The sequence below is a fragment of the Pseudomonas sp. ADAK18 genome, from assembly GCF_012935695.1.
In the GTDB taxonomy this organism is placed as follows: domain Bacteria; phylum Pseudomonadota; class Gammaproteobacteria; order Pseudomonadales; family Pseudomonadaceae; genus Aquipseudomonas.
The window spans coordinates 981,411-1,008,153 of the sequence record NZ_CP052859.1 but is presented as its reverse complement, the minus strand read 5'-3'; the positions used below and the strand labels follow the sequence as shown (position 1 = coordinate 1,008,153).

General features: G+C 59.7%; 18 protein-coding genes. 4 read left to right on the top strand and 14 right to left on the bottom strand.

What is annotated here, in order from left to right; all coding sequences use genetic code 11:
- Positions 1 to 32: 32 nt before the first annotated feature.
- From HKK55_RS04660 to sdhC, 5 genes are all read right to left on the bottom strand, one after another.
- Positions 33 to 2,864: a 2-oxoglutarate dehydrogenase E1 component gene (locus HKK55_RS04660; protein WP_169353572.1), complete on the bottom strand. Its 2,832-nt coding sequence runs from the start codon at positions 2,862 to 2,864 to the stop codon at positions 33 to 35.
- A 259-nt stretch (positions 2,865 to 3,123) separates the two neighbouring features.
- Positions 3,124 to 3,828, bottom strand: a complete 705-nt coding sequence (locus HKK55_RS04655) for a succinate dehydrogenase iron-sulfur subunit (protein ID WP_155583234.1) — start codon at positions 3,826 to 3,828, stop codon at positions 3,124 to 3,126.
- 11 nt (positions 3,829 to 3,839) lie between these two features.
- Positions 3,840 to 5,615, bottom strand: a complete 1,776-nt coding sequence (gene sdhA / locus HKK55_RS04650; protein WP_155583235.1) for a succinate dehydrogenase flavoprotein subunit — start codon at positions 5,613 to 5,615, stop codon at positions 3,840 to 3,842.
- Positions 5,616 to 5,618: 3 nt separating this feature from the next.
- Positions 5,619 to 5,987, bottom strand: a complete 369-nt coding sequence (sdhD, locus tag HKK55_RS04645) for a succinate dehydrogenase, hydrophobic membrane anchor protein (protein WP_003210573.1) — start codon at positions 5,985 to 5,987, stop codon at positions 5,619 to 5,621.
- A complete protein-coding gene (gene sdhC / locus HKK55_RS04640) occupies positions 5,981 to 6,355 on the bottom strand; it encodes a succinate dehydrogenase, cytochrome b556 subunit (RefSeq protein WP_008433998.1) in 375 nt (124 codons plus the stop codon). The genes sdhD and sdhC overlap by 7 nt, the downstream gene beginning before the upstream one ends.
- Positions 6,356 to 6,719: 364 nt before the next feature.
- Between sdhC and gltA the strand changes: the two genes are divergently transcribed.
- A complete protein-coding gene (gltA, locus tag HKK55_RS04635) occupies positions 6,720 to 8,009 on the top strand; it encodes a citrate synthase (RefSeq protein ID WP_169353571.1) in 1,290 nt (429 codons plus the stop codon).
- A 256-nt stretch (positions 8,010 to 8,265) separates the two neighbouring features.
- Here gltA and HKK55_RS04630 read toward each other — a convergent pair whose 3' ends face one another.
- The 3 genes from HKK55_RS04630 to HKK55_RS04620 form a co-directional block, all read right to left on the bottom strand.
- The gene (locus HKK55_RS04630) at positions 8,266 to 9,924 is read right to left on the bottom strand and encodes a cation acetate symporter (protein ID WP_169353570.1); all 1,659 of its coding nucleotides are present in this window, start codon (positions 9,922 to 9,924) and stop codon (positions 8,266 to 8,268) included.
- Positions 9,921 to 10,232: a DUF485 domain-containing protein gene (locus tag HKK55_RS04625; protein WP_155583237.1), complete on the bottom strand. Its 312-nt coding sequence runs from the start codon at positions 10,230 to 10,232 to the stop codon at positions 9,921 to 9,923. The genes HKK55_RS04630 and HKK55_RS04625 overlap by 4 nt, the downstream gene beginning before the upstream one ends.
- A 216-nt stretch (positions 10,233 to 10,448) precedes the next feature.
- A complete protein-coding gene (locus tag HKK55_RS04620) occupies positions 10,449 to 11,300 on the bottom strand; it encodes a glycine betaine ABC transporter substrate-binding protein (protein ID WP_155583238.1) in 852 nt (283 codons plus the stop codon).
- Between the two features lie 332 nt (positions 11,301 to 11,632).
- Between HKK55_RS04620 and HKK55_RS04615 the strand changes: the two genes are divergently transcribed.
- Entirely contained in the window at positions 11,633 to 13,183 is a 1,551-nt protein-coding gene (locus HKK55_RS04615; RefSeq protein ID WP_169353569.1) for a glycosyl hydrolase family 17 protein, read from the top strand.
- 175 nt (positions 13,184 to 13,358) lie between these two features.
- Here the strand turns inward: HKK55_RS04615 and HKK55_RS04610 are convergent, their stop codons facing one another.
- Positions 13,359 to 13,730 (bottom strand): hypothetical protein, encoded by a 372-nt coding sequence (locus HKK55_RS04610; protein ID WP_169353568.1) that lies wholly within the window; start codon positions 13,728 to 13,730, stop codon positions 13,359 to 13,361.
- Between the two features lie 236 nt (positions 13,731 to 13,966).
- Here HKK55_RS04610 and HKK55_RS04605 point away from each other — a divergent pair, with 236 nt between their 5' ends.
- Entirely contained in the window at positions 13,967 to 15,265 is a 1,299-nt protein-coding gene (locus HKK55_RS04605; RefSeq protein WP_169353567.1) for a serine/threonine protein kinase, read from the top strand.
- Positions 15,258 to 16,046: a VacJ family lipoprotein gene (locus HKK55_RS04600; protein WP_169353566.1), complete on the top strand. Its 789-nt coding sequence runs from the start codon at positions 15,258 to 15,260 to the stop codon at positions 16,044 to 16,046. Before HKK55_RS04605 ends, HKK55_RS04600 begins: the two co-directional genes overlap by 8 nt.
- A gap of 32 nt (positions 16,047 to 16,078) precedes the next feature.
- Here HKK55_RS04600 and HKK55_RS04595 read toward each other — a convergent pair whose 3' ends face one another.
- The 5 genes from HKK55_RS04595 to HKK55_RS04575 form a co-directional block, all read right to left on the bottom strand.
- Positions 16,079 to 18,088 (bottom strand): FUSC family protein, encoded by a 2,010-nt coding sequence (locus tag HKK55_RS04595; protein ID WP_169353565.1) that lies wholly within the window; start codon positions 18,086 to 18,088, stop codon positions 16,079 to 16,081.
- Positions 18,089 to 18,154: 66 nt separating this feature from the next.
- Positions 18,155 to 19,069, bottom strand: coding sequence for a DUF808 domain-containing protein (locus HKK55_RS04590; protein ID WP_169353564.1), 915 nt, complete (start codon positions 19,067 to 19,069; stop codon positions 18,155 to 18,157).
- Positions 19,070 to 19,136: 67 nt separating this feature from the next.
- The gene (locus HKK55_RS04585) at positions 19,137 to 20,546 is read right to left on the bottom strand and encodes an efflux transporter outer membrane subunit (RefSeq protein ID WP_169353563.1); all 1,410 of its coding nucleotides are present in this window, start codon (positions 20,544 to 20,546) and stop codon (positions 19,137 to 19,139) included.
- Positions 20,543 to 23,674, bottom strand: coding sequence for an efflux RND transporter permease subunit (locus tag HKK55_RS04580; RefSeq protein ID WP_336604605.1), 3,132 nt, complete (start codon positions 23,672 to 23,674; stop codon positions 20,543 to 20,545). The genes HKK55_RS04585 and HKK55_RS04580 overlap by 4 nt, the downstream gene beginning before the upstream one ends.
- Positions 23,674 to 26,736 (bottom strand): efflux RND transporter permease subunit, encoded by a 3,063-nt coding sequence (locus tag HKK55_RS04575; protein ID WP_169353561.1) that lies wholly within the window; start codon positions 26,734 to 26,736, stop codon positions 23,674 to 23,676. The genes HKK55_RS04580 and HKK55_RS04575 overlap by 1 nt, the downstream gene beginning before the upstream one ends.
- Positions 26,737 to 26,743: the final 7 nt, after the last annotated feature.

Genomic DNA, 26,743 nt, shown 5'->3' with positions numbered 1-26,743 from the left:
CTTAAAATTCGGTTTCAGTCAGCGCGAAGGCGTTAAACAGTGAAAGCATCTTTCAGCAGTTTTTCCTGCTGTTCGGCGTGCATCGATGCATAACCACAAGCAGGTGCAGCAGAGGCGTCACGGCCCGCGTACTCAAGTACGAGAGACTTGTTGTGACCACCCACGATGCGGCGCATGTGATGCTGGCTGCAGTACCAGGCACCCTGGTTCATTGGCTCTTCCTGACACCAAACGATGTGTTTGAGGTTGGAATAAGGAGCCAGGACTTCAATCAAGTCGTCCTCAGGGAATGGGTACAGCTGCTCAAGACGCACGATGGCGATGTCGTCACGACCTTCGGCACGGCGTTTTTCCAGCAGGTCGTAGTAGACCTTGCCGCTACACAGCACGAGACGGGTGACCTTTTTCGGGTCAAGCGCATCGATTTCCGGAATAACGGTCTGGAACGAACCTTCAGCCAGATCTTCCAGGGTCGAGATGGCCAATTTGTGACGCAACAGCGATTTCGGAGTCAGGACTACCAGTGGCTTGCGCAGGGGACGAATCACCTGGCGACGCAGCAAGTGGTAGATCTGGGCCGGGGTAGTCGGCACGCACACCTGAATGTTGTGCTCGGCGCACAGCTGCAGGTAACGCTCCAGACGGGCCGAGGAGTGCTCCGGCCCCTGACCTTCATAACCGTGAGGCAGCAACATGGTCAGACCGCACAGACGGCCCCACTTGTGCTCACCGCTGGTGATGAATTGGTCGATAACCACCTGCGCACCGTTGGCGAAGTCGCCGAACTGGGCTTCCCAGATCACCAGCGCCTCAGGCGTGGTGGTCGAGTAACCGTATTCGAACGCCAATACGGCTTCTTCGGACAGGAACGAATCGTACAGGTCGAAACGTGGCTGGCCCTTGTACAGGTGTTGCAACGGGATGTAGGTGCCCGCGTCTTTCTGGTTGTGCAATACCGCGTGACGGTGCGAGAACGTACCACGGCCAATATCCTGGCCGGTCATGCGGATCGGGTGACCTTCGAACGCCAGGGTCGCGTATGCCATGGTTTCGGCATAACCCCAGTTGATCGGCAGGCCGCCGGCTTGCATTTTCTGACGGTCTTCGTAGATCTTCGCAACCTGGCGCTGCACCACGAAACCATCTGGAATTTCCAGCAGTTTGGCAGACAGTTCCTGCAAGGTCTTCAGATCAAAGGTGGTGTCGTGGCGCGCAGTCCAGGCGTGGCCCAGGTACGGACGCCAGTCAACGAACAGCTCTTTGTTCGGTTCCTTGACCAGGCTTTTCACTACGTGCAGACCGTTGTCCAGCGCGTTGCGGTACTCGTCGATCTTCGCTTGAACGCGTGCCTCGTCCACTACACCGGACTTGATCAGGCTTTCAGCGTACAGCTCACGGGTGGTGCGCTGCTTGGTGATCTGCTGGTACATCAACGGCTGGGTGCCGCTCGGCTCGTCCGCTTCGTTGTGGCCGCGGCGACGGTAGCAGACCAGGTCGATCACGACGTCACGCTTGAACTGCATGCGGTAGTCGATAGCCAACTGAGTCACGAACAATACGGCTTCCGGATCATCACCATTCACATGGAGGATCGGCGCCTGGATCATTTTAGCGACGTCGGTGGCGTACTCGGTCGAACGCGAGTCTTCCGGGTTGCTGATGGTGAAGCCAACCTGGTTGTTGATGACGATGTGAACCGTACCGCCGGTCTTGAAGCCGCGAGTCTGCGACATCTGGAAGGTTTCCATGACCACGCCTTGACCGGCAAATGCCGCGTCACCGTGGATGGAAATCGGCAGCACTTTTTCACCGGTCAGATCGTTACGACGATCCTGACGGGCACGCACCGAACCCTCGACCACTGGAGAAACGATTTCCAGGTGGGACGGGTTGAACGCCATGGCCAGGTGGACTTCGCCGCCTACAGTCATGACGTTGGACGAGAAGCCCTGGTGATATTTAACGTCACCGGAACCCAGTTCGACCTTCTTCTTGCCTTCGAACTCGTCGAACAGGTCGCGCGGGTTTTTACCGAAGGTGTTGACCAGTACGTTCAGACGACCGCGGTGGGCCATGCCGATGACGATTTCCTTGGTACCGTAGGAGCCGGAACGCTGGATCAGCTCGTCGAGCATCGGAATCAGACTCTCGCCGCCTTCCAGGCCGAAACGCTTGGTGCCTGGGTATTTGGTACCCAGGTATTTTTCCAGGCCTTCCGCTGCGGTCACGCGCTCGAGCAAGTGGCTGCGCACATCGGCAGACAATACCGGACGGCCACGCACGCCTTCCAGACGATGCTGGAACCAGTGGCGCTGCTCGGAATCGGTGATATGCGTAAATTCAGCGCCGATGGTGCGGCAATATGTCTGCTGCAACACTTCGTGAATTTCGCGTAGGCTCGCTTCCTCTTTGCCGATGAACAGGTCGCCGGCACGGAAGGTCGTATCAAGATCGGCATTGGTCAAGCCGTAATGATTGATCGACAGGTCTGCAGGTGCAGGACGCTGCCACAGCCCCAGCGGGTCAAGCTGGGCTGCCTGGTGGCCACGCATACGGTAGGCCTGGATCAGTCGCAATACTTCAACTTGCTTCTTCTCGTGCTCACTGCTCACGCTTGCGGCGGAAACCGGTTGGGCGCGGCGCTGGTTCTTTGCCAGCAGCACGAACTGATCGCGAATTGTAGCGTGCGATACATCGGTGGCAGCGTTGCCGTCAGCGGGCAACGTCTGAAATTTGGTGCGCCATTCTTCTGGCACAGCGTTAGGGTCGTGCAGGTAGAGCTCATAAAGCTCTTCCACATAGGCAGCGTTACCACCTGAAAGATAGCCGCTGTTCCACATGCGCTGCATCACGCTTTCTTGCATGCTTGGTCACCCTCGGTTAGGGGACACCACCGGCGAAGACACCGAGTCTGCTTGCAAAGTCCGAGTGCAGCGACCAAAACAAGCCACTTAGGATCACGCTGATAGTCCGGGTACCAACCCGGATGCCCCTGCTTGTCTCATTTCTTCAAAATAAGAGCCGCGCTTTGTAAGTCGCTGCTCAGGTTAAAACTACGGCGCCGGTTGAAGCCTGCGCCGCAGCATCTACGGGCACAACGGTTCTGCTTTGCTACAACGTCAGTTACACGCCGCTTTGCAGCAGCATGCTACGTACGTGACCAATGGCCTTAGTCGGGTTCAGGCCTTTAGGACATACGTTGACGCAGTTCATGATCCCACGGCAGCGGAATACGCTGAACGGGTCATCCAGTGAAGCCAGACGCTCGGCCGTCTTGGTGTCACGGCTGTCTGCCAGGAAGCGGTACGCTTGCAGCAGGGCAGCTGGACCCAGGAATTTGTCCGGGTTCCACCAGAACGATGGGCAGGAAGTCGAGCAACAAGCGCACAGGATGCACTCGTACAGACCGTCGAGCTTTTCGCGTTCTTCCGGGGTCTGCAGACGTTCGATGGCCGGAGCCGGCGTGTCGTTCTGCAGGAATGGCTTAACCTTCTCGTATTGCTTGTAGAAGATGCTCATATCGACGACCAGGTCACGGATAACCGGCAAACCTGGCAGTGGACGAACGATCAGCTTGTTGCCCTTGACCACGGCGGACAGCGGCGTGATGCACGCCAGGCCGTTTTTGCCGTTGATGTTCATGCCGTCGGAACCGCAGACACCTTCACGGCAAGAGCGACGATAGGAGAAACCTTCGTCCTGCTCTTTGACCAGGGCCAGTACGTCCAGGACCATCAGGTCTTTACCACCGGTATTGACCTGGAATTCCTGCATGAACGGCGCGGCGTCCTGATCAGGGTTGTAGCGATAAACACTGACTTTCAACATATCGGCCACCCTTAATAAGTCCGAATCATTGGTTCAAAGGTCGGGACTGTTTTTGGCGAGAAGTTCACGGCACGCTTGGCCACGCGCTTGTCACCAGGGAAGTACAGGGTGTGGCACAGCCAGTTGACGTCGTCGCGCTCTTCGAAGTCTTCACGGGCGTGAGCGCCGCGGGACTCTTTGCGAACTTCTGCGGCGATGGCAGTTGCTTCAGCCACTTCCAGCAGGTTTTGCAGCTCAAGGGCTTCGATACGAGCGGTGTTGAACGCCTGGCTCTTATCGTTGATCTTGACGTTGGCAATGCGCTTACGCAGGTCAGCCAGTTGGGCAATACCTTTCTGCATGTATTCGCCGGTACGGAACACACCGAAGTAGTTCTGCATGCAGCTTTGCAGTTCTTTGCGCAGGGAAGCGACGTCTTCGCCGTCGGTACGCGAGTTCAGGCCATCCAGACGCGCCAGGGCAGCGTCGATGTCGGACTGGCGTGGACGGGCGTAATCAACGCCTTCCTTCAAGGTCTGTTCCAGGAACAGGCCGGCGGCACGACCGAATACCACCAGGTCGAGCAGCGAGTTGCCGCCCAGACGGTTGGCACCGTGAACCGATACGCACGCCACTTCACCTACTGCGAACAGACCTGGGATGATCTGGTCAACGCCTTCGGCGTCCTGGGTGATCGCCTGGCCATGAATATTGGTGGCAACGCCGCCCATCATATAGTGGCAAGTTGGAACAACCGGAATCGGCGCAACAGCTGGGTCAACGTGAGCAAATGTCTTGGACAGCTCCATGATGCCTGGCAGACGGCTATGCAGCACTTCTTCACCAAGGTGATCGAGCTTCAGCATCACGTGGTCGCCATCAGGACCACAGCCGTTACCGGCGATGATCTCTTTAACCATGGAACGGGCTACAACGTCACGACCGGCAAGGTCTTTGGCGTTCGGAGCATAACGCTCCATGAAACGCTCGCCGTTCTTGTTGATCAGGTAACCACCTTCACCACGGCAACCTTCGGTAACCAGCACACCGGCGCCGGCGATACCGGTCGGGTGGAACTGCCACATTTCGATGTCTTGTACCGGAACGCCTGCACGCAGGGCCATGCCGATACCGTCACCGGTGTTGATCAGGGCGTTGGTGGTGGACGAGTAGATACGGCCTGCACCGCCGGTCGCCAATACAGTGGCGTTGGCACGTACATAGGAGGTTTCGCCGGTTTCGATACAGATGACGATCATGCCGACAAAGGCGCCGTCTTCGTTCTTGACCAAGTCAACACCGTAGTATTCGTTGAGGAATACGGTACCGGCCTTGAGGTTGGCCTGGTACAGGGTGTGCAGCAGCGCGTGACCGGTACGGTCGGCTGCGGCGCAGGTACGAGCGGCCTGGCCACCCTTACCGAAGTCTTTCGACTGACCGCCGAACGGACGCTGGTAGATACGGCCCTGTTCGGTACGGGAGAACGGCAGACCCATGTGTTCCAGCTCGAAGACCGCTTCCGGGCCTACGGAGCACATGTATTCGATAGCGTCCTGGTCACCGATATAGTCGGAACCCTTGACGGTATCGTACATGTGCCAGCGCCAGTCATCGTTTGGATCGGCGGAGGCGATGGCGCAAGTGATGCCACCCTGGGCCGAAACGGTGTGGGAACGGGTCGGGAACACCTTGGTGATCACGGCAGTCTTGTGACCGCCCTGGGCCAGTTGCAGCGCAGCGCGCATGCCGGCACCGCCGCCGCCAATGATGATGGCGTCGAATGAAAGCGTATTAACTGTGTTAGCCATGAATCAGATACCCCAAAGAATCTGCACACCCCAGACGAAGTAAGCGAACATCGCGACGCCGCATACTGCCTGGAAGAGAAAACGTACTGCAGTCGCGGACTTGCCCAGCGCCATCGGCGTCAGGTAGTCGGTCGCGATGGTCCACATGCCAACCCAGGCGTGAGCGCCCAGGGCTACAAGGGCCAGCAGACTGAAGATACGCATCCCGTTGTGAGCGAACAGGCCATGCCATTGGGCGTAGCCAATGCCAGGGTTCGCAGCGAGGTACCCGATCAGGAAAATGAAATAAGCCGCGAGAACAACCGCAGACACACGTTGCGCCATCCAGTCATAGAGGCCCGAACGCGACAGGTTCGTAACGCTGGTTACCATATCCAAACTCCCGCCAGAACGATCAACACCACGGAAATGGCGATGACGATTTTCGAGCCCAGCTTGCCGCCTTCCAGCGTCTCACCGATACCCATGTCCATGATCAAGTGGCGAATACCGGCCACCAGGTGATACAGCAGAGCGGACAGGAGGCCCCACGCCACGAACTTGGCCAGCGGACTGGTCAGACATGCCTTCACCTCGGCGTACCCTTCTTCCGAACCCAGGGATTTGCTCAATGCATAAAGCATGATGCCCAGGCCAAGAAACAGGATGATGCCGGAAACACGGTGCAGGAATGACGTTACGCCGGTGATGGGGAGTTTGATGGTCCTTAGGTCTAGGTTTACAGGTCGTTGGCTATTCACGGCTTTTTTTCACACTGAAGAGCCCCTAACAATCAGGGCAAAGTTGTTGGGGAGTGCACTGGTCAGGTAAGCACCACCCAGGGAGTGCGACCCCCAATGAAAGCAAGCCCAAAAGCCCTTGGCGGTCGGTGGCCGAGTATAGACAGTTAGGCAACTAATGACAACGCGCGCTCCTCACCCTAATAGCTGATTGCGCTGGCGGGATAAAAGGCGTAAATGGCAGGCAATTTCGAGGAAAAAGTACGGTTAAAGCCTTCTGGAGCAAGACTTTAGGCAAATTGACATCTGAATTTATCTCACTATAGTGGTGCGGGCCCTGCGTGGGGGGTCTGTCTGATGATTTGAAGCATAAATAGGAGGCCACATGGCTGACAAAAAAGCGCAGTTGATCATCGAGGGCGCAGCCCCCGTCGAGCTGCCCATTTTAACCGGCACCGTTGGTCCCGATGTTATTGACGTACGGGGCCTGACGGCCACGGGCCGTTTCACATTCGACCCAGGCTTCATGTCGACCGCCTCTTGCGAGTCGAAGATTACCTATATCGACGGCGATAACGGCATTTTGCTGCATCGCGGCTACCCGATTGAGCAACTGGCCGAGAAGTCGGACTACCTGGAAACCTGCTACCTGCTGCTTAATGGCGAATTGCCAACAGCCGAGCAGAAAGCCCTGTTTGTCAGCACCGTGAAGAACCACACCATGGTGCACGAGCAGTTGAAGACCTTCTTCAACGGCTTCCGTCGCGACGCCCACCCGATGGCCGTCATGTGCGGCGTGGTCGGCGCCCTGTCGGCCTTCTATCACGACTCCCTGGACATCAATAACCCGCAGCATCGCGAAATTTCCGCGATCCGCCTGGTTGCCAAGATGCCGACCCTGGCCGCAATGGTTTACAAGTACTCCATGGGTCAACCCATGATGTACCCGCGCAACGACCTGACGTACGCGGAAAACTTCCTGCACATGATGTTCAACACCCCGTGCGAGATCAAACCGATCAGCCCGGTGCTGGCCGCAGCGATGGACAAGATCTTCATCCTCCACGCCGACCACGAACAGAACGCCTCGACATCTACCGTACGCCTGGCAGGCTCTTCGGGTGCCAACCCGTTCGCCTGTATCGCCGCCGGTATCGCCGCACTGTGGGGCCCTGCCCACGGCGGTGCGAACGAAGCCGTATTGACCATGCTCGATGAAATCGGCGATGTGTCCAACATCGACAAATTCATCGCCAAGGCCAAGGACAAGAACGATCCGTTCAAGTTGATGGGCTTCGGTCACCGGGTCTACAAGAACCGCGACCCGCGCGCCACCGTGATGAAGAAGACCTGCGACGAAGTGTTGAAAGAACTGGGCATCAAGAACGATCCGCAACTCGAACTGGCCATGCGCCTGGAAGAGATCGCCCTGACTGACCCGTACTTCATCGAACGCTCGCTGTACCCGAACGTCGACTTCTACTCGGGGATCATCCTCAAGGCGATCGGCATTCCAACCAGCATGTTCACCGTGATCTTCGCCCTAGCGCGGACCGTGGGCTGGATCTCCCACTGGAAAGAAATGCTCTCCAGCCCGTACAAGATTGGCCGCCCGCGCCAGCTGTACACCGGCTACGAGTCGCGTGACATTACCAAGCTGGAAGATCGCAAGTAAGCAGTTAGCTGCTTGATTGCATTGAGTACGGCCTCCTATATGGAGGCCGTATTTGTTTGTGCCCAGGAGCATTTGTGGCGAGGGGGCTTGTCCCCCGTTGGGCTGCGCAGCGGCCCCAAAATCCTGGGAGCGCTACGCACTCCAACGGGGGACAAGCCCCCTCGCCACAGAAACTCACCCGGCAGCTAATCAGCCATAAAAAATGCCCCGGTCTCTCGACCGGGGCATTTCTATAGGTAGCTACCTCGATACAACCTTAGTGAGAAACCGCCCCGCTCGCCCCCAAACCAGTCTGCGAACGCACAAACTGCGGGAAGTACAGCGCACGCTCCTTCTCTGCCGCCGCCGACTTGTCGGTGATGGAGAAGAACCAGATACCGACGAACGCAATGATCATCGAGAACAGCGCCGGGTACTCATAAGGGAAGATGGCTTTCTCATGATGCAGGATCGATACCCAGATGGTTGGACCCAGGATCATCAGGCCAACGGCACTGATCAAGCCCAACCAGCCACCAATCATTGCACCGCGGGTGGTGAGATTTTTCCAGTACATGGAAAGCAGCAGCACCGGGAAGTTACAGCTGGCGGCAATGGAGAACGCCAGGCCGACCATGAACGCGATGTTCTGGCTTTCGAACAGGATACCCAGACCAATGGCCAGCACCGCCAGGGCGATGGTGGTGATCTTCGAGACGCGAATCTCATCCTTCTCGTTGGCCTTGCCCTTCTTAATCACGCTGGCGTACAGGTCATGGGACACCGCCGAAGCACCGGCCAGGGTCAAGCCGGCAACCACCGCGAGGATGGTGGCAAACGCCACGGCCGAGATGAAGCCCAGGAAGATACTGCCACCCACCGCGTTGGCCAGGTGCACCGCCGCCATGTTGTTACCGCCCAGCAAGGCACCTGCAGCGTCCTTGAACGCCGGGTTGGTGCTCACCAGTAGAATCGCGCCGAAGCCGATGATGAAGGTCAGGATGTAGAAGTAACCGATGAAGCCTGTGGCATACAGCACGCTCTTGCGGGCTTCTTTCGCATCACTCACGGTGAAGAAGCGCATCAGGATGTGTGGCAGGCCGGCGGTACCGAACATCAGTGCCAGACCAAGGGAAAACGCCGAAATCGGATCTTTCACCAGGCCGCCCGGGCTCATGATCGCCTCACCTTTAGGGTGAACCTTGATCGCCTCGGCAAACAGCATGTTGAAGTCAAAGTTGACGTGCTTCATCACCATCAGCGCCATGAACGAGGCACCCGACAGCAGCAGTACTGCCTTGATGATCTGCACCCAGGTGGTCGCCAGCATGCCGCCGAACAACACATAGAGGCACATCAGGATACCCACCAGGATCACCGCAACATGGTAATCCAGGCCGAACAGCAGCTGGATCAGCTTGCCCGCCCCTACCATCTGCGCGATCAGGTAGAACGCCACCACCACCAGCGAACCACACGCCGACAGGCTGCGGATCTGGGTTTGCCCAAGGCGATAGGACGCCACGTCGGCAAACGTATATTTGCCCAGGTTACGCAGGCGCTCGGCGATCAGGAACAGAATGATCGGCCAGCCCACCAGGAAGCCGATCGAGTAGATCAGGCCGTCATAGCCAGAGGTGAACACCAGCGCGGAAATCCCCAGGAAGGACGCCGCCGACATGTAGTCACCGGCAATCGCCAAACCGTTCTGGAAACCAGTGATCTTGCCGCCGGCCGCATAGTAGTCGGCCGCCGATTTGTTGCGCTTGGAGGCCCAGTAGGTAATGCACAAGGTGGCGCCGACGAAGGCGACGAACATCAGGATCGCTGCGATGTTCAGCGGTTGTTTATGTACTTCGCCGGTCAATGCGTCAGCCGCCCAAACGGCGGGAGCAAAGGCCATGATGCCGAATACTGCCAATAGACGACGGATCATTGCGCAGCCTCCTTGAGAATCGCATTGTTCAGGTCGTCAAATTCGCCGTTGGCACGTCGCACATAGATAGCGGTAAGGATAAAGGCTGAAACAATCAGCCCGACCCCGATCGGGATTCCCCAGGTAATGGACGAACCGGGGCTCAGTTTGGCCCCCAGTATTTGTGGCCCATAGGCAATCAGAAGGATGAATCCGGAGTACAGCCCAAGCATGATCGCCGAGAGAATCCAGGCGAATCTTTCCCTTTTACTCACCAGCTCCTTGAAACGCGGGCTGTCTTGAATCTTGAGGTAAATGCTGTCGTTCATTGTTTTTATCCTCGCAGCACAGCTTTTTATTATTGGAACGTATCCACTGTATGCGGCTGCGGAACAGGTTCCAGACGACCTTAGTATTAGAACGAGATACCGGAACACGCCACCGCTGAACTGATTAAATTGACAGCCTTTAACCCAGAAACGACAAAGCCCGCCTGACGAAAACGCCAGACGGGCCTGTAAGGTGCGATTTAGAGGCTTCTCAGGTTATTTAGCGGTCCATTCGGCAACACGCTCTGGATGCTTGGCCACCCAATCCTTGGCCGCCGCGTCAGGCTTGGCACCTTCCTGGATCGCCAACATGACTTCGCCGATTTCGTCCTTGGAGGCCCACTGGAATTTCTTCAGGAAAGCCGCCACTTCCGGCGCCTTCTTCTCCAGGCCTTTGCTGCCGATGCTGTTGACGGTTTCAGCAGCACCATAAATCCCTTTTGGATCGTCAAGGAAACGCAGTTTCCACTTGGCGAACATCCAGTGTGGCACCCAACCGGTGACCGCAATGGACTCCTGTTTGTCTTCGGCGCGGGTCAGCTCGGCGATCATCGCAGCGCCCGAACTGGCTTGTAGCTTGTAGTCCAGGCCATAGGCCTTGATGGCTTCGTCAGTCTTGAGCATCACACCTGAACCGGCGTCGATACCGACGATCTTGTTCTTGAAGGTGGTGTCAGTCTTGAGGTCTTCAATGGACTTGGCCTTGACGTACTCCGGCACGATCAGGCCGATCTTGGCGTCCTTGAAGTTAGGGCCGTAGTCGACCACCTTGTCCTTGTTCTTGGCCCAATACTCACCGTGAGTCACCGGCAGCCAGGCCGAGAGCATCGCGTCGAGCTTACCGGTGGCCACGCCCTGCCACATGATCCCGGTAGCAACGGCTTGCAGCTTGACGTCATAGCCGAGCTTTTCCTTGATCACTTCTGCCGCCACGTGGGTGGTGGCGACACTGTCCGACCAGCCATCCACATAGCCGATGCTCAGGGTTTTGCTGTCGGCGCTGGCCAGTGTGGAGCCCATCGCAACTACCAAAGTGGCAGCTGCGCCCAAGAGTCGTCGCATCTTCATAGTGCTTCCCCGAAAGTGCTGCGCCCGACGGATGCCGAGCGACGTCAACCTATTGTTATATGGTGCACCGCGCCCCCTTCACGCGCATCGATCATGCTTTGGCGACATCAGTGGAGTGCTGACACTTCGATCATCAACCTGCTGCCGGAGCGGACCTGCTCTGACTACGACCTCAGGTAAGCAAGAAACGACATCACATCGCCATCCATAACCTTTGTAGGCGCTCTTGTGCCAATTCCGCCCGAACTTTGCATGTCAAAATTATGCGGCCCCACTGGCAGGTACCAAATACAGGTAAGATGCGCGGCTTTGCTCCCCCAGACGGCCTGACCATGCCCGCGACTGCCCGCTTCCCTGTGCTGCCCTATTTATTCGCCCTGATCCTCAGCCTGTTTGCCCTCGGCGGCTACTGGTATGGCCTCGGCCAGCCGGTGGTGCTGCCCGATGTGGCCAGCGCCACGCACAAGCTGCAATGCGCGTCCTACACGCCCTTCGACAAGGATCAATCGCCCTTCGACCAGCCGTTCAAACTGCGCCCCGAGCGCATGGATGCCGACCTGGCCTTGCTGTCCACCCGTTTTGAATGCATTCGCACCTATTCCATGACCGGCCTCGAAGCCCTGCCGGACCTGGCGCGCAAGCACGGTTTGAAGCTGATGATCGGCGCCTGGGTCAACAGCAACCCGGTGGACACAGCCAAGGAAGTCGACGCGTTGATCGCCTCGGCCAACGCCAACCCCGACGTAGTGACCTCGGTAATCGTCGGCAACGAAACCCTGCTGCGCAAGGAAATCACCGCCACGCAGTTGGTGAAACTGATCCATCAGGTCAAAAGCCATATCAAGCAGCCCGTCACCTATGCCGATGTCTGGGAGTTCTGGTTGCAACACCCTGAAATCGCCCCTGCAGTGGACTTCCTGACCATTCATCTGCTGCCGTATTGGGAAGATGACCCCGCCGGGATCGACCAGGCCCTCAAGCATGTGGGTGACATTCGCCAGACCTTTGGTAACCAATTCGCCCCCAAAGACATCATGATCGGTGAGACCGGCTGGCCGAGCGAAGGCCGCCAGCGCGAAACTGCCGTGCCGAGTCGCGTCAACGAAGCCAAGTTCATCCGTGGTTTTGTGGAAATGGCCGAACAGAACGGCTGGCACTACAACCTGATCGAAGCCTTCGACCAACCGTGGAAGCGTGCCAGTGAAGGTGCCGTTGGTGGTTACTGGGGCTTGTTTGATGCCGATCGCCAGGACAAGGGCGTGCTGGCAGGGCCTGTGACGAATGTGCCGTTCTGGACGACATGGCTGGGGGTTGGCGGGATTATCCTGCTGGGCACGCTGCTGCTCGGCGGTCGTGTTCGCAGCACCCGTGCCGCCCTGCTCTTGCCATTGCTTGGCGCGGTTGCAGCCTGCTCGATGGGCACCTGGGCCGAATTGACCCGCGTGACGGCGCGTTTTACTGACGAATGGGTCTGGGCCGGATTACTGGTGGTCTTGAACCTTTTGGTGCTGGCGCATGCCGCCCTGGCGCTGAGTGCCCGAGAAGGCTGGCGCGAACGCAGTTTCAACTGGCTTGAGCAACGCGCCGGCTGGCTGGTAGCTGTGGCCGGATTTGCCGGCGCGGTGATGATGCTTGCGCTGGTGTTTGATCCGCGTTATCGCAGCTTTCCAAGCGCAGCACTGTTGCTGCCGGCGCTGGTGTACCTGGTACGCCCGGTGACCGGTCCTCGTCGTGAGATCGCCTTGCTGACCTTCATCATCGGTGCCGGCATTGCGCCGCAGCTGTACCGCGAAGGCTTGATGAACCAGCAGGCGCTGAGTTGGGCGTTGGTGAGTGTGTTGATGGTGGTGGCGTTGTGGCGGTGCTTGCGGGTACGCAAATAATGCTTTTGTGGCAGGTGGTTTGTTGTGGCGAGGGGGCTTGCCCCCGTTGGGCTGCGAAGCAGCCCCAATAAGAACGCCGCATTTCTTCAGATAGTACCGAGGTGTAGATTTTAGGGCTGCTGCGCAGCCCAACGGGGGCAAGCCCCCTCGCCACAACAGGCCCCCTCGCCACAGGTTACTCGGTAGCAGGCGGCTTTCTGACCAACCGCAGCCCGGAAATCACTACGGCAAACACCGCAAACGTGGTGTTGTACAACGCCAACGCCGGAAACCCGAACACCAGCCCCAACACTGCCAACGCCCACCCTGCCCGACCCGGCACAAAAAACGCCAGCACCGACGTCACCAAAGCCGCCCAGCCCATCACTTTGAAGTGAATCATCAACCCCAGGTTCGAGCGCACCTGGCATTCCCAACGGCTGGCCTCGTCAGCACAGAGACCAACCCACTGGCCATCCTCCATAAAGCCGTAACGCGCGCCATAACTGGCGGCCAGCCACAACGGTAAGGCAATGAGCAGCAGGATCAACGGCAAACGGCGGGACATGGGGCACTCCGATAGGCGAAAACGGCGCCCAGCTTAATCCCCCGGTGGCCGTTGGCAAGGCTTGTACGCAGATAACTGTTCATCAATGCGTGCCAAAGTGTATCGTCTAGCTACTATTACCCCGATTCCCGCGGTTATTTCCGACTTTTCGTGCCGAGAGCTGGCACTTCGGATGCAACGCGGTGGTCATAGCCTGCGAACTTCATTCAGCACGTTTTCCTCTTAGGGATTTAGTCATGCTCCGTTCCTTGCGCTGTGCGGCCCTGCTGGGCGGCCTTTTTTTGAGTGCGTCAGCACTGGCGGTCGACGTCGACCAAGCCAGCTATGGCTACCCTTTGACCAATCCGTTTGAAGCGACCATCGCCACCACCCCACCGAATCTTCGGCCTGAACTGCCGAGCGATGACGAGATCAATCAGTCCGACTACAGCCTGACAATGCGCCCAGAGCGCCAGTTCAGCCTGCCGGACAACTTCTGGGCGGTGAAGAAACTCACCTACCGCATCGCCAAGCAGGACCGCGCCGCACCGCTGATCTTTCTGATCTCCGGCACCGGCGCACGCTTTGACAGCACCATCAACGAGTACCTGAAAAAGCTCTACTACAAGGCCGGCTACCATGTGGTACAGCTGTCGTCGCCCACCAGCTTCGACTTCATCAGCGCCGCCTCCCGCTTCGCCACTCCGGGCGTGACCTCAGAAGATGCCGAGGACATGTACCGCGTAATGCAAGCCGTGCGCGCACAAAACGCGACGCTGCCGGTGACCGATTTCTATCTGACAGGCTACAGCCTTGGCGCACTCGACGCGGCCTTCGTCAGCAAACTGGACGAAACCCGGCGCAGTTTCAACTTCAAGAAAGTGCTGCTGCTCAACCCGCCGGTCAACCTCTATACGTCGATCACCAATCTCGACAAGCTGGTGCAAACCGAGGTCAAGGGCATCAACAACAGCACCACTTTCTATGAACTGGTGCTGAACAAACTGACCCGCTACTTCCAGCAAAAGGGCTACATCGACCTTAACGATGCCCTGCTCTACGACTTCCAGAACTCCAAGGAACACCTGACCAACGAACAGATGGCCATGCTGATCGGCACCTCGTTCCGCTTCTCGGCGGCCGACATTGCCTTCACCTCGGACCTGATCAATCGCCGCGGCCTGATCACCCCACCGAAATACCCGATCACCGAAGGCACCAGCCTCACGCCGTTCCTCAAACGTGCGCTGCAATGTGACTTCGACTGCTACCTCACCGAACAAGTGATCCCGATGTGGCGCGCCCGCTCCGACGGTGGCAGCCTGTTGCAGTTGATCGATCAGGTCAGCCTCTATGCCCTCAAGGACTATCTGCACGACAGCCCGAAAATCGCGGTCATGCACAACGCCGACGACGTAATCCTCGGCCCTGGCGACCTCGGTTTCCTGCGCAAAACCTTCGGCGATCGCTTGACCGTCTACCCCCTGGGCGGCCATTGCGGCAACCTCAACTACCGCGTCAACGCCGACGCCATGCTGGAGTTCTTCCGTGGCTAAATATCTCCTGCTTATCGCTGCGTTACTCTGCGCGGGCGCGGCCAATGCCGACAACAGCAAGGCCCATACGCCGACGGTGGCAGATGCCGACGGATTCAAGGAACCACTCAGCAAACTCAAGTTCAACCCGGGCCTGGACCAGCGTGAATTCGAGCGCTCGACCCTCACCGCCCTCACCATCTACGACCCGCTGGAGTCGTGGAACCGTCGGGTTTATCACTTCAACTATCGGTTTGACCAATGGGTCTTCCTGCCGGTGGTCGACGGTTACCGCTATGTGACCCCGAGCTTCCTGCGCACCGGCGTGAGCAACTTCTTCAACAACCTGGGCGATGTACCCAACCTGGTGAACAGCCTGCTGCAACTCAAGGGCCACCGCTCCCTGGAAACCACCGGGCGCCTGCTGCTCAACACCACCATCGGCATCGCCGGCCTGTGGGACCCGGCCACCGCCATGGGCCTGCCGCGCCAGAGCGAAGACTTCGGTCAGACGCTGGGCTTCTACGGCGTGCCGGGCGGCGCCTACCTGGTACTGCCGATCTTCGGCCCTTCCAACCTGCGGGACACCGCCGGCCTGGCCGTCGACTACACAGCCGAATCCCAGATCAACTTCCTCAACGTGTCCAAGGTCAGCGAAAACCACCCGGAAATCTGGGCCCTGCGCGCCGTCGACAAGCGCTACCAGACCAGCTTCCGCTATGGCCAGATGAACTCGCCGTTTGAGTATGAAAAAGTGCGGTACGTGTATACCGAGTCGCGCAAGTTGCAGATTGCCGAGTAACCATCCCCTTGTAGGCGCTGGCTTACCGGCGCCTACAAGTCGGGGTTCAAATCAGTTCCCCGTCGACACCACTTCTGCCAGGTGAACTGCAATTGCAGGATCGCCGCCCTTGCCATCTCCCTCTCCTGCTCTGGCAACATGGAAGGCTGCTCAAGTGCCTTGAGCAACGCCACGCTCGGCCCATCCATCACGGATACGCTCGCCAAAGTCGGTCCGCCGCGCTTGAGGGCAACCGCCAATCCCCGCAAATAGCGATCACGCGCAACCGCCAACGTGCCCTGACTGTTCGCCAGGCACGCCCGCAACTCCAGCAACTCATCCCCCAGATCCAACCCCAGCAACCCATTATCCCAATGGCTGCGACGCTCGGCCGGCAGGGTTTCACTGTAGCGCGACAGGCGAATCAAGCGGTCTGCCATGCGCCCGCCAAACCAGCTTTCGGCCTGCTCCAGCGGGCGCACGGTCAGTTGCGCCAGGTCAAACAGTGACGCCTTGAACATCCGCCGATAGTGGTGCTCGCCCGGATTAAGCTGGATCAGACGGAACACCACCACCGCAATACCGACCCCTACCAGCGTCGCGATGGCCTTATTGAGAAAGGCCGCGAAGTCATAGGTCATCAGGTTGCTGGGCCCGACGTTGTTGACGAAGAAGATGCAGAACGCCGAAGCCGTAGCCGCCAGTTTGACGCGGCTCATACACAGCGAGGCGAAAAACAGCGGTACACCCAGCCCCAGGCACAGCAACGGGAAGGCATCAAAACCGGGCAGCAGGCCAAAGTGCACAACAGCCGCCACCGGGACCGACAAAGCGATGCCTTTGAAGAAGTTCAGGCTGGACGCCGAGGGGTCTTCCCGCGCAGCAAACAGGCTCAGGACCACCCCGCAAATCGACACTGCGCCCAGCCCCGATGGCCAGGCGGTAAAAATCCAGAAGGCTGCAACAGCCAGAAACGCCAAGGCACTGCGCAAGCCGCCAAGCAGGCCCTGTTCAATATCTCGGTGCCAGGACATTGCGCCCGGCGCACCCGGTGGCACCCTGCCCTGCTCAACGGCCACCAACGTCAAGGCGCCTTGATCGATCAAACGCAGCACCTGCGCCAATTGCATCAGGCAAAAGTGCGCCTCCTGACTCAGCGCCGGATCCTCCAGCGCCAAGCCAAGGCGAAGAGCCAGGTCAGGCAGATCCTGGTGTCGCTCTTGTTGCAAGGTGGCGGCCACCTCTTCCACCAACGGCAGAACCCGTGCCGTCTCATTGAGCATCAACCGTTGCCGCGCCACCCCGCGCGCCGCGCGCAGCAAACTGAGCAAGTCGCGGCTAAGCACCCGCAACGCCTGGGAGCGACGGCGCCCCTTGGGGCCTTCGAACCAGGCGTGATCGCGCTGGGTGTCCACCGCCACGAGCCGGCCCAAGGCCTCCAATAAACCTTTACGTTGATCAGTGCCCAACAGCTCCGAAGCCGCCGCACGCATTCCCGCCAGCCAAGCGGCCCGGCCTTGTGCGGCCAGAGCCTGCTCTACATGCCGCGGCCACAACACCGTGCTCGCCACTGAGGCACAGACGAGCCCCAGGCCGATCTCCAGACAACGGGCAGACGCCTGATCGAATACCGTCAACGGCGCCGAGGTGGCGGGCAGCGCAATGATTGCGGCGGTATAACCCGCCAGCACAAAACCATAAGAAGTGTGATTGCGCAGCAATGAGGCGCCGGTGGTGCAGAACGCCAGCCACAGCGCCATGCACAACAGGAACAACAACGGCGCCTGACCGAAGACCGCGACCATGGCGACAGATGCCACGGCCCCCACCAAAGTGCCCACCAGCCGATAGGCACCCTTGGCCAGCACCATGCCGCTGGTGGACTGGCCGACGATAAACACGGTGGTCAAGGCCCATTGTGGCTGCTCCAGGTCGAAGCAGAAGGCCAGATACAACGCGACCCCGCCGGCGATGATGTTGCGCAGGGCAAACAACAGATCGCTACGCGAGGGTGCGAGGACGGCTTGCCAGAAATCGGGGAGTTGAAAGGTGAGCGTTTTCATTCAACGAACACATAGATAGCAAGCTAATGATTAGCATCGTATCTATATTCCCGCTGAATGCCAATCCTAGCCTTTGACTGTGCGCCACACTTTGCTGAACAGTAATACCACCGCCAACACCACTGCTCCGGCGACTATCCCCGCTACTGCATTGAGCAAGCTCGGCAGCAACCACGCCAGGCCACCAGCGCTTTGACTCACGGTCTCGATCCAGTGATGCGCCGCCGGCACACCGTGGGTCAGAATTCCACCGCCCACTAGGAACATCGCCGCCGTCCCAATCACCGACAGGCTTTTCATCATGTACGGGGCTGCCCGCAAAATTCCGCCGCCGATGCTGCGTGCCATCTGCCCAGGCTTCTGTGTCAACCACAAGCCCAAGTCGTCCAGCTTGACGATACCGGCCACCAATCCATAGACGCCGATGGTCATGACAATCGCGATGCCCGACAGCACGATCACCTGTTGCATCAACGGCGCATCGGCCACGGTGCCCAGGGTGATGGCGATGATTTCTGCCGAGAGAATGAAGTCGGTACGGATCGCGCCCTTGATCTTGTCCTTCTCAAAGGCCACCAAGTCCGTCGCCGGGTCCGCCACAGCCTCGACCAACTGGGCATGCCCGGCCTGGTCTTCGGCCTTGCTGTGAAGGAATTTGTGCGCCAGCTTTTCGAAGCCCTCGAAACACAAGTACGCGCCACCCAGCATCAGCAACGGCGTCACCGCCCAAGGGGCGAAGGCACTGATCAGCAAGGCGGCGGGCACCAGGATCAGCTTGTTGAGGAACGAGCCTTTCGCTACCGCCCAGACCACGGGAATTTCCCGTTCGGCGCGCACGCCGGAGACTTGCTGTGCATTGAGCGCCAAGTCGTCGCCGAGCACGCCGGCGGTTTTCTTGGCGGCCATTTTGGTCATCAGCGCGACGTCATCCAGCACCGCCGCAATATCGTCGATCAGCACCAGCAAACTGCTTCCTGCCATGGTTCAGGCTTCCTGTCGTTAAAGTGCGCCGAGAATAACGCGGCGCCTGCCTGGCAGGCGAGTCCGTTCAGCGGTCTGTCGGTTGCCAGCCGCCGCCCAGGCTCTGGATCAGCGCCACACTACCCTGGCTGAGTTGGCCCTGGGTATCACGCAGGTTCTGCTCGGTTTGCAGCAGGATCAATTGCTGGGTCAATACGGCCTGTTGGCTGACGGTGCCGGCGCGCAACTGCGCTTCCTGGCTGCCGAACAGTTGCTGGTTGCGTTGGTAAATCTGCTGGAACGCATCGGCCTGGGTTTGCAGGTGGTTGATGGCCGACAGGTTGTCTTCCACATTCTGCAAGGCGCCGAGCACCGTGCCACGGTAATTGGCCGCGATCTGGTCATAACTGGCCTCGGCCTGTTTGACCGCAGCTTCACGGGCGCCGCCGTCGAAGAGGGTTTCGGCCAGCGCCGGCCCCAGGGTCCAGATGCGATTAGGCAAGGAAAACAGACCGCCCAGGGCACTGCCGCGATAGCCGACTTGGGCCGTCAGGTCCAGGGTGGGGAAAAAGGCCGCCTCGGCGACACCGATTTTCGCGTTGGCCGCTGCCGCCGAGCGTTCGGCTGCAACCACATCGGGACGGCGCTGGAGCAAGGTCGACGGCAACGTCAGCGGCGGCCGGGGCAGGACGAAAGTGAAGTCGTTACGCGCGGCCACGCTGAACTCAGCCGGCGCCACACCCACCAGCACCGCCAACGCATGCTCGAACTGCTCGCGATCGCGCAGCGAGGTCTGCAAGTCGGCAATCGAGGTGGTCAACTGATCCTGGGCGATCAGCAGTTGGTCATTGGTGGCGACGCCTTGGGTGTACTGGGCCTGGATCATGTCGAGTAACTGCTGGTTGATCTTTTGCTGCTGTTGCAACAGGCCGATATCGATATCCATCTGCCGCAAGCCCAGGTAATTACTAGCCACGCTGGAACTGATGGACAACCGCACCCCGGCCAGCAAGGCAACGGACTGCTGGGCCGTCGCCTGGCTCGACTCGATACCGCGCCGCACTTCACCCCACAGGTCCGGCTCCCAGCTGGCGGTCAAGGTGGCGCTGACGCTGTTCGAAACACCGCTGGAAGTCGTGCTGGTGGTACTGCTGCCACTCGAGCCTCGCGAACCCGACAACCCCACACCGACGGTGGGCCACAACCCGGCTCGGCTGGACGCCACCTGGGCCTGGGCCAGCCGATAAGCCGCTTCAGCCGCAATGATCGACTGATTAGCCTTGGCCGACCGCGCCACCAAGTCGTTCAGTACCGGATCCTGATAAGCCAGCCACCACTGACTGTCCATGGCGCCCTGAGGATTGGCCGCCGCCCGCTGCCACTGTGCGCCTTCCTTGAACGATTGCGGCAGCGCCATGGCCGGCTGCTGGTAGTCCGGGCCGACCATGCAGCCGCCGAGCGCCAGGCTGATCAAGAGCACGCTGTATTTCAGGTTCATGATTTGGCTTCCTTCCGCCGACCCAGGCGCTGGGACGCCCGGTCGAGCCACAAGTAGATCACCGGGGTGGTGTACAGCGTCAGCACCTGGCTGAACAGCAAGCCACCAATAATCGAAATCCCCAAGGGCCGGCGCAGTTCCGAACCGTAGCCGGTGCCCACCACCAACGGCAGCGCGCCGAGGATCGCCGCCAGGGTGGTCATCATGATCGGCCGGAAACGAATCAGGCACGCCCGGCGAATCGCTTCCTTGGCCGTCAGGCCGAACTCCCGGCGCTCGGTAATGGCGAAGTCGATCATCATGATTGCGTTCTTCTTGACGATACCAATCAACAGAATCACCCCCACCAGCGCAATGATCGACAGCTCGGTGCCGGTCACCAGCAAGGCGATCAAGGCACCGACGCCCGCCGAGGGCAAGGTCGAGAGGATGGTCAGCGGGTGCATCAGGTTTTCGTAGAGGATGCCCAACACGATATACACCGACAGCAGCGCGGCGACGATCAGTAACGGCTCGCTGGCCACTGACGACTGGAACACCTGAGCGGTGCCGGCGAACTGGCCGACCACACTGGCCGGCATGCGCAACTGCTTCACCGCATCATCCACCAATGCGGTGGCCTGCCCGATGGAGGTGCCGGGCGCCAGGTTGAACGAGACGGTGACCGCCGGAAAAGTACCCTGGTGGCTGATGGAAATGGCCGTACGCGCCACTGAGTTATCGGCCAGCGCCGACAGCGGCACCAAGGGCTGCTGGGTCGCCAGATTGGGCGGCGCGGTGCTGCCCTTGGTCGACGTGGCCTCGCTGCCGGTTGGCACATAAATGCCCTTGAGCGCCGACGGGTCGGTCCAGTATTCGGGGGCGATTTCCATCACCACATGGTACTGGTTGGCCGCGCGGTAAAGGGTCGACACCTGACGCTGGCCAAAGGCGTCGTACAGCGTCTGGTCCACCGCCGACATGCCGACTCCGAGCCTGGCCGCGGTATCACGATTGACCGTCACATTGGCCAACAGGCTGTTGTCTTGCTGATCCGTGTTGAGGTCAGTCAGTTGCGGCAACTTGCGCAGCACTTCCACCACCTTGGGCACCCATTCATCCAGCGAGGCCTGGTCGTCGGCGGTCAGGGTGAACTGGTACTGCGCGCCGCTCTGCCGGCCACCCACGGTAATGTCCTGGGCCGATTGCAGGTACAGCTTGGTGCCTGGCAAGTCGCCGAGGGTGCGGCGGATCTGCCCGATCACGTCGGTGGCGCTGTCTTTGCGCTGATCCAGGGGTTTGAGCAGCACAAACAACTGCGCACTGTTGACCGCCCCTCCTCCGCCGCCACCACCGCCGACAAAACCGGCAGTGGTTTCGATATTGGGGTTGTTCATAACCTTGTGGTTGATCTCGGTGAAGTCCTTCTGCATCGCCCCGTAGGAAATACTCTGGGCCGCCAGGATGCTGCCCTGCAAACGCCCGGTATCCTCCTGGGGAAAGAAGCCCTTGGGCACCAGCACGTACAGCACACCGGCGAGGACGATCACCAGCACCGTCACCAGCCCCATCAGAATCGAGTGGTCGATCACCCAACCCAGCGTCCGGTCATAAAAGCGATGAAAGCGCGAATCCGGGTGTTCGTTGCCCTCGGTGATCGTGGCCGGAGCCCGCAGCAGCACGCTGGCGAGCATCGGCGTGACCGTCAGCGAGATCAGCATCGAAATCACGATAGCCACCGACAGCGACACCGAGAATTCGCGAAACAACCGACCGACCACCCCGCCCATCAACAACAGCGGAATAAACACTGCCACCAGCGACACGCTGATGGTCAGCACCGTGAAACCCACCTCCCGAGCCCCGGCCAGAGCGGCCTCCACCCGAGTCTTGCCACGCTCCAGGTGGCGCATGATGTTTTCCACCACCACGATCGCATCGTCCACTACAAAGCCGGTGGAAATGGTCAACGCCATCAGCGACAGGTTGTTCAGGCTGTAGCCGAGGAAATACATGGCACCGAACGTGCCCAGCAATGACAGCGGTACGACAATCGCCGGCACCAGCGTACTGCGCCAGTCGCGGAAGAAACCGAAGGTCACCAGGGTCACCAACAGAATCGAGACCAGCAACGTCACTTCAACGTCGTGCAGCGAGGCGCGGATGGTCGTGGTGCGATCCATCAGCAGGTTGAGCTTGATCGACGCAGGGATCGAGCTTTGCAGGAACGGCAGCGACGCCTTCACCGCATCCACCGTCTCGATCACGTTGACCCCCGGCTGCTTGAACACCACCAGCAGTACCGCCGGCTTGCCGTTGGACAGGCCGAAGTTGCGCAGGTCCTGAACGTCTTCGCGCACGTAGCCGAGATCGGAAATGCGGATCAGGTCACCGTTGTGCTCCTTGACCACCAGCGGCCCGTAGTCATCGGTGTTAAGTAGTTGGTCATTCGCACCAATGCCGTAGGAGCGGTCGCCGATCGCTACATTGCCCTTGGGCAGGTTGGCGTTGGAGGCGCTGATCACCTGGCGCACTTGTTCCAGACTGACGCCGTACTGATTGAGCCGATCCGGGTTCAGCTCCACCCGCACAGCCGGCAGCGCGCCGCCCCCCACCGTCACGTCGCCGACGCCGGTGGTCTGCAACAGGCGTTGCTCCAGCAGGGTCGATGCCACGTCATACATCTGCCCCGGCGTGGCGCTGTCGGAGGTCAGGCTGATGATCATGATCGGCGAATCCGCAGGGTTGACCTTGCGGTAGGTCGGGTTTCCGGACAAGTCGCTGGGCAAGTTGCTACGTGCCGCGTTGATCGCCGCCTGCACGTCCCGGGCGGCGCCGTCGATGTCGCGGTTCAAGTCGAACTGCATGATGATCCGCGCCGACCCCAGGCTGCTGGAGGAGGTCATTTGCGTGATCCCGGCGATCTGCCCGAACTGGCGTTCCAATGGCGTGGCCACGGAGCTGGCGACGGTGGTCGGATCGGCCCCCGGCAGCGACGCACTGACGCTGATCGTCGGAAAGTCCACTTCCGGCAGCGGCGCCACCGGCAACAGATTGAACGCCAGCGCGCCAAACAGAGCCAGCCCCGCCGCCAGCAGCGTGGTGGCAATGGGGCGATGAATAAACGGCGCGCTGAGGTTCATTGCCATCAGTCCGTTTCAACCGGGCGACGGCTGAAACGCTCCCCCAGGCTGTGCATCGCCAAGAAGATCACCGGGGTGGAAAACAGCGTCAGTAACTGGCTCAGCAACAGGCCGCCAATAATCGCGATGCCCAGTGGATGGCGCAGCTCCGAACCGATGCCGGTGCCCAGCGCCAGCGGTACCGCGCCGAACAGCGAAGCCATGCTGGTCATCAGGATCGGCCGGAACCGCAACTCCGCCGCCTGGCGAATCGCCGCCGCCGGACTCAGGCCGCCCTTGCGCAATAACTCCAGAGCGAAGTCGACCATCATGATGCCGTTTTTCATCACAATCCCAATCAGCAGGACGATGCCGATCAGGCCAATGATGTCGAACTGCGTGCCCGTCACCAGCAGCGCCAGCAAGGCGCCGAGGGCCGCTGACAATAGCGTCGACAGGATCGTCACCGGGTGCACGAAACTCTCATAGAGAATCCCCAGCATCAGGTACACCACCACAATCGCCGCCACTACCAGGAACACCTGATTGGACAACGACGACTCGAACGTCGCCGCCGCGCCTTCCAGGTTGGCCTGCACCGACAGCGGTAAACCGACCTTGGCCTCAATGTCCTTGAGCCGAGTTACCGCAGCGCCGAGGGTTTGCCCCTGCGCGAGGTTGAAGGACACATCGGCATAGGGAAATTGCCCCAGACGGTTGATGGTGATGGGCGTGCGCACCACCTGCAGGGTCGCCATGCTCGACAACGGAGCCACACCTCCGGCGGGAATATCAACGTACAAACCGGTCAGCAGGTCCGGCAAGTTACGCGGTGGATGGTCAGTGGCGATCACCACATGGTACTGGTTGAGTTGAGTGTAAATGGTCGAGACCTGGCGCTGGCCGAACGCGTCGTAGAGCACGTCATCGATAGCTTGCGGCGTGATGCCCAGGCGTGAGGCGGTGGCGCGGTCGAAGGTCAGCTGGATCTGGTTGCCGAACTGCATGGCCTGGCTTTGCACATCGGTGAACATCGGGTCTTGTTTGACGGCGGCGAGCAGCTTGGTGGTCCACTGTTCCAGTTCATCCGGGTCGGTGGCTTGCAGGCCCAGGCGGTAACTGGTGGTGGAGACGGTGGCGTCCAGGGTCAAGTCCTGCACCGAGTGCAGGTACAGACGGATTCCGGCGTCGTCGGCGTTGGCATCGGCCAGGCGACGGATCACCTCGGTGGCGCTGTCACGCTCGCCGCGTGGCTTGAGGTTGATCAGCAAGTTGCCTTGGTTGATGGTCGGGTTGGTCTGGTCGATGCCGACGAAGGAAGACAGGCTTTCGACCGCCGGATCCTTGAGGATCCGCGCCGCCAACCGTTGCTGTTCAATCTGCATCTGCTGGAAGGAAATGGTCGGTGAAGCCTGGGAAATACCCTGGATCAGACCGGTGTCCTGGTCGGGGAAAAAGCCCTTGGGCATGATCACCAGGGTCATCAATGTCAGCACGGCGGTGAGCACCACCGAAATCAGCGTCAGGGTGCGGTGGGCCAACACCCAGTCCAGGCCTCGGACATAGTGGGTATTGATGCGGTCAAAGAAATCCGCACGACGTTCCTGAGGCTTATGCTTCAGCATCCGCGCGCACATCATCGGCGTCAGGGTCAGCGAGATCAGCGCCGAAATAACGATGGTCACCGCCACGGTCATGGCAAATTCGCGGAACAGCCTGCCCACCACATCGCCCATGAACAGCAGCGGGATCATCACCGCAATCAGGGCAATGGACAGCGAGATGATGGTAAAGCCGATCTGCTCCGAACCCTTGAGTGCCGCTACCAGCGGCGAGTCACCGGCTTCGAGGTAGCGGGTGATGTTTTCGATCATGACGATGGCGTCATCCACCACAAAACCGATGGCGATGGTCAGCGCCATCAGCGTCAGGTTGTTCAGGGAAAACCCCAGCGCATAGGCCACCGCCAGGGTACCCACCAGCGTCAGCGGTATCGTGACGGCGGGAATGATCGTGGCGGCGATATTGCGCAGGAAGATGAAAATCACGATCACCACCAGCAAGATTGCCAGCGCCAGTTCGTACTGCACATCGGTGACCGAGGCACGGATGGTTTGGGTGCGGTCGGTGAGCACCGCGACCTTCAAGGTGCCCGGCAGGCTGGCCCGCAACTTGGGCAGCAATTGCTGCACGCGGTCGACTACTTCAATCACGTTGGCGCCGGGCTGGCGCTGGATATTCAGCACAATTGACGGTGTGCTGTTGGTCCACGCTGCCTGACGTGGGTTCTCTGGGCCCTGGGTAGAACTGGCGATCTGCGACAGCCGAATCGGCGCGCCGTTTTTGTAGGCGATCACCAGATCGCGGTATTCCTCGGCCGACTGCAATTGGTCGTTGGCCCCAATGGAATAGGCCTGGAACTTGCCGTCGATATTGCCCTTGGCCTGATTGACGTTGGCTGTGCCCAGGGACGTGCGCAAGTCATCCAGGGACAGGCCGAGGCTGTTCAGCGCCGAGGTGTTGGCTTCAACCCGAACCGCTGGACGCTGGCCACCGCTGATGCTCACCAGGCCGACGCCGGTGATCTGCGAGATTTTCTGCGCCAGACGGGTGTCAGCCAGGTCTTCGACCTTGGTCAGTGGCAACACATCGGACGTCAGGGACAGGGTCAGCACCGGCGCATCCGCCGGGTTGACCTTGCTGTACACCGGCGGATACGGCAGGTTGGCCGGCAAGAAGGTACCGGCCGCATTGATCGCCGCCTGCACTTCCTGCTCGGCAACATCCAGGGACAGCGACAGGTCAAATTGCAGGGTCACCACCGAGGCGCCATCGGAGCTGGTGGAGTTCATGGATTTAAGGCCGGGCATTTCCCCTAACTGACGCTCAAGGGGCGCGGTGATCGAGGAACTGACCACATCCGGGCTGGCGCCAGGGTATTGGGTGAAGACCTGAATGGTCGGGTAATCCACCTCGGGCAGCGCCGACACCGACAACAAGTGATACCCCAGCATCCCCAGCAACAGCACCGCGACCATCAATAAGGTGGTCGCCACCGGGCGTTCAATAAAGGGCCGCGAGACGTTCATGAACGGC

What these genes read in the sequence shown, in the direction of transcription:
- HKK55_RS04575 (WP_169353561.1), bottom strand. Translation starts at nt 26,736, where the DNA reads ATGAACGTCTCGCGGCCCTTTATTGAACGCCCGGTGGCGACCACCTTA.
- HKK55_RS04585 (WP_169353563.1), bottom strand. Translation starts at nt 20,546, where the DNA reads ATGAACCTGAAATACAGCGTGCTCTTGATCAGCCTGGCGCTCGGCGGC.
- sdhD (WP_003210573.1), bottom strand. Translation starts at nt 5,987, where the DNA reads ATGGTAACCAGCGTTACGAACCTGTCGCGTTCGGGCCTCTATGACTGG.
- HKK55_RS04625 (WP_155583237.1), bottom strand. Translation starts at nt 10,232, where the DNA reads ATGAACGACAGCATTTACCTCAAGATTCAAGACAGCCCGCGTTTCAAG.
- HKK55_RS04655 (WP_155583234.1), bottom strand. Translation starts at nt 3,828, where the DNA reads ATGTTGAAAGTCAGTGTTTATCGCTACAACCCTGATCAGGACGCCGCG.
- HKK55_RS04620 (WP_155583238.1), bottom strand. Translation starts at nt 11,300, where the DNA reads ATGAAGATGCGACGACTCTTGGGCGCAGCTGCCACTTTGGTAGTTGCG.
- HKK55_RS04595 (WP_169353565.1), bottom strand. Translation starts at nt 18,088, where the DNA reads ATGAAAACGCTCACCTTTCAACTCCCCGATTTCTGGCAAGCCGTCCTC.
- gltA (WP_169353571.1), top strand. Translation starts at nt 6,720, where the DNA reads ATGGCTGACAAAAAAGCGCAGTTGATCATCGAGGGCGCAGCCCCCGTC.
- HKK55_RS04630 (WP_169353570.1), bottom strand. Translation starts at nt 9,924, where the DNA reads ATGATCCGTCGTCTATTGGCAGTATTCGGCATCATGGCCTTTGCTCCC.
- HKK55_RS04590 (WP_169353564.1), bottom strand. Translation starts at nt 19,069, where the DNA reads ATGGCAGGAAGCAGTTTGCTGGTGCTGATCGACGATATTGCGGCGGTG.
- HKK55_RS04615 (WP_169353569.1), top strand. Translation starts at nt 11,633, where the DNA reads ATGCCCGCGACTGCCCGCTTCCCTGTGCTGCCCTATTTATTCGCCCTG.
- HKK55_RS04610 (WP_169353568.1), bottom strand. Translation starts at nt 13,730, where the DNA reads ATGTCCCGCCGTTTGCCGTTGATCCTGCTGCTCATTGCCTTACCGTTG.
- HKK55_RS04580 (WP_336604605.1), bottom strand. Translation starts at nt 23,674, where the DNA reads ATGGCAATGAACCTCAGCGCGCCGTTTATTCATCGCCCCATTGCCACC.
- sdhA (WP_155583235.1), bottom strand. Translation starts at nt 5,615, where the DNA reads ATGGCTAACACAGTTAATACGCTTTCATTCGACGCCATCATCATTGGC.
- HKK55_RS04605 (WP_169353567.1), top strand. Translation starts at nt 13,967, where the DNA reads ATGCTCCGTTCCTTGCGCTGTGCGGCCCTGCTGGGCGGCCTTTTTTTG.
- HKK55_RS04660 (WP_169353572.1), bottom strand. Translation starts at nt 2,864, where the DNA reads ATGCAAGAAAGCGTGATGCAGCGCATGTGGAACAGCGGCTATCTTTCA.